Annotated in this window: 3 protein-coding genes and 1 pseudogene; 1 reads left to right on the top strand and 3 read right to left on the bottom strand. The window is 31.5% G+C overall.

Annotated features, from left to right (window positions below; translation table 11 throughout):
- Nucleotides 1-52: 52 nt before the first annotated feature.
- Entirely contained in the window at nucleotides 53-283 is a 231-nt protein-coding gene (locus ACKI5C_RS01100) for a hypothetical protein (protein ID WP_407431185.1), read from the bottom strand.
- Between the two features lie 280 nt (nucleotides 284-563).
- On the opposite strand from ACKI5C_RS01100, the gene ACKI5C_RS01095 reads away from it, so the two are divergent.
- Nucleotides 564-2,408 carry a glycosyltransferase family 2 protein gene (locus ACKI5C_RS01095; RefSeq protein WP_407431183.1) on the top strand — a complete coding sequence of 615 codons (1,845 nt, stop codon included), beginning with the start codon at nucleotides 564-566 and terminating at the stop codon, nucleotides 2,406-2,408.
- Between the two features lie 51 nt (nucleotides 2,409-2,459).
- Here the strand turns inward: ACKI5C_RS01095 and ACKI5C_RS01090 are convergent, their stop codons facing one another.
- Both ACKI5C_RS01090 and ACKI5C_RS01085 read right to left on the bottom strand, forming a co-directional pair.
- Nucleotides 2,460-2,786, bottom strand: a complete 327-nt coding sequence (locus ACKI5C_RS01090) for a cupin domain-containing protein (protein ID WP_407431181.1) — start codon at nucleotides 2,784-2,786, stop codon at nucleotides 2,460-2,462.
- A gap of 5 nt (nucleotides 2,787-2,791) precedes the next feature.
- Nucleotides 2,792-3,502 (bottom strand): annotated as a pseudogene (locus ACKI5C_RS01085) (hydroxylamine reductase); the annotation flags it as partial.

The raw sequence follows: 3,502 nt of genomic DNA, 5'->3' as shown, positions 1-3,502 counted from the left end.
AAAGATTAAAAAAAAGTTTTGAAGTGTATTAAAGCACTTCTATCCAAAGTATTTAAAAATTAGGACCTGGTTGTGGATAATGTTGATCAAATGGAGTTGGATTAATATAAGGTCCAAACGGATTATCATGCGGTAACCATGGACCGAAACCAGGTTCAGAATTTAATCCATGTCCATTGTCAGCATAATTATGTACATTATCAACATCAGAAGATGCTGCAACAAAACTCATACCAACTAAAGCAACTGATAAAACAAGTAATGCAACAATTATTCTTTTCATGAATTTTACCTCCCAGAAGTTAATAACAATGCAGTAATTTTTTGATTAATGCATGTTTTCTAAGTATTCATTTAAATTCGAACACATATAAAGTTTTTCGAATGCAAGTACATACTTTCATCTTATTTTAATTAAAAAAGATATTAAAATTATAATTTACCTACAATACAATGTAATCAAGAGATTTTGAACTATCGGTTAAATTTATTATTTATCAGTGTCTAAAAATTATATAAACATACAAATTATATATAATTTTAAAGATATTGGAGAAGTATTTATGATTAATCCAAAAATGTCAGTTATTGTTCCTGTGTATAACGTGGAAAACTATCTTGAAGAAACATTAAACAGCATTACCGACCAGACTTTTTTTGAAAATATTGAAGTACTACTGGTTGATGATGGGTCTACAGACAAATCAGGAGCCATAGTTGATGAATATGCATCAAAATATGACAATATCTATGCATTCCATAAAGAAAATGAAGGACAGTGCGTTGCTAGAAATTATGCTCTGTCTTATGCAAAGGGAGAATATATTCATTTTATGGACTCCGATGATTTAATCAAGTATGATGCATATGAAAAATTATATTCATTTGCCAAAAAAGGCGATTATGATGTTGTAACATTTAATTATTTAAGATTCGATAACGAAAAGACCTGGAAGGTAGCTAACCAGCAGGATGTTTTTGATGAATTTGCCGGAGACATTGAAAACACCACCCTCTCCGAATTTAAGGAATTATGCTGGGACATGACAAACTGCAATAAAATAGTTAAAAAAGAATTATTAACTGAAAGAAATATCTCTTACCATGATAAAAACATTTTATATGAAGATAACCTGTTATGGATTGAAATCTATTTTAATGCAGAGCGAATTGCTATTTTAAAAGAGTACCTGTATTTTTGGAGATACAGGGACGATTTATCCTCAACCACACAAACTTTCGATTTGGATTTAGGAAACAAATTATTTGAAATGGTTTATTTGGTAAATGAATTTTTAAAAGACCATATTACTGATAAAAGCATATTATATAAAAAATATGAAAAGCTACTGACAATAAACCTGTACTTTTTCATCACTGCTATCCAAAGCTATCCTGAAGAACATCAGGAATCATTATTTGAAAATGCTTATGAAATGGCAAATGTTGTTCCAAAGGAGATTTATGCCAGCCTGAATTCTTATTTTCAGGTTTTATATCTGATGGTTGAAAACAAAGACTGGGATGCCCTTTTGAAATATTTATCATATAACTTTAAAAGAAATCCCAAATTGCCGGAAGATTTTGACAAGAAATACATTAAAAAACTGGAATTTACAATCGATTCCTATTCTGAAAAACTTGATTCAAAGGCAAAAGAAGTGTATTTTGAAGATGACAATGTTGTAATCGAATTCAGAAATTATGTTCCATACAATCCTAAAGATAATTATAATTCAATCAATTTCAAATTATTGAGAGATGAAACAGAAGTAATTTTGGATTCAGAATATATAAAAGACAATAAACTGCATATTCCAATTAAATTGATTGGCAGCGGTGAAAATAAGATAATAACCGTTTACAACTATGATGATATTAAAAAGGAAAGTTTCATGCAAACGGCAGTCTCTAAAAGTTTTGATTGTGATGTCTGTGAAATAACTGTCAAAAAAGGATTTACAGAAAATCTACTATTGACTAAACGTGAAAAGAAAGACATTAGCCTGATAATAGAAAATGTTGAGTTGACTGACAACAAATTATCTTTCAAAGGAAAAATCAACAACCCTCTGGAAAGCATTCTGATGACAGATTATCTAAATATTATAGAGTTTTTATACCCTATAAAATATTTGTCTGATGATGAAATTACCTTTGAAATCAATTACAGGGATTTGTTTAAAGCTCCAATTAAAAAATGGGAATTGAGCAGTTACAAAAAATTCAACAGAATCAACGTGACTCAGAAATATGAATTTCTCGATGGAAATAATTTAATTTCAATTGCAAATCAAAAATCCAGGATATTAATTGAAATTATACCCAATAGAATAAAAGAAGAAAACGGCAAAACAGATGATGAAGATGCTGACATGCCAAAAATAGAAAACAAAAAATATTTCTAGATAAAAATAGAAAAAACGCCTATAACATTAAAGTTATAGGCAATCCAAATTTTAATCGGATTTAATCATGGTCAAAATCATTTTGTATGGACTGTTTACTGCCTGAAGAGCGTGCGGTTCATTAGCAGGCATTATAATAATTTCACCTTTTTTGACAGTATTTTTAACACCTGAAATTGTAATTTCGGCTTCACCGTCAATGATTTGAACCATTGCATCGAAAGGAGCGGAATGTTCAGATAATCCCTGACCCTGATCAAATGCAAAGAAAGTGACCGTTCCCAATTCTTTTTTAATTACTTCACGACTTACAACAGTATCGTCCTGATATTCAACTAATTTTTGGATATTCAAAGCTTTAGCTTTTATATCGCTCATTTTCCTCACCCCATAATAGTTTTGATGTCTGCTATTGCATCACCTGTTATTGGAGTTAGATTGTAATTTTCAACTAAAACATTGATGATATCTTCATTACACCATGCAGGAAGAACCGGACCAATCCACATGTCAGTTTTTCCAAGGTATAATAAAGCCCATAATACAGCAGCGGCTTTCTGTTCCATCCAGCTCAATACGATTGTTAATGGCAATTCATTTAATTCCATTTCAAATAAGTCGCATAAAGCCAATGCCACATCCACTGCAACAATTGTATCATTACATTGTCCAACATCCAATAATCTTGGTATTCCTTCAATGTCTCCCAAATCCAAATCATTGAATTTGTATTTACCGCAGGCCAATGTTAGGATAACAGTGTCTTCAGGCAATTTCTGTACAAATTCCCTGTAATAGTCATTGTGTTTTGCAGCCTTGTCACATCCGCCAACTACAAAGAATCTGGAGATTTTACCGTCCAATACCAATTCCTTAATTTTTTCTGCATGTTCAACAATAGCTCCTGCACTCCAACCGGTAGTGATTGTAGTCAATTCTTCCGGTTCGAGAGATCCTAATGATTTAGCACATTCAATAACTTCAGAAAAGTCATAGTCTTCCACAGTTTTTACGCCTTCCAATTTGGCTACGTCCATGGTGAACATTCTTTCTTTGTAAGCATCCAATGCCGGAAGTACGCAGTTACTGGTTCC

It is taken from the genome of Methanobrevibacter sp. (genome assembly GCF_045646045.1).
Taxonomy (GTDB): Archaea; Methanobacteriota; Methanobacteria; order Methanobacteriales; family Methanobacteriaceae; genus Methanocatella.
This window is presented reverse-complemented; position numbering and strand designations above follow the sequence as displayed.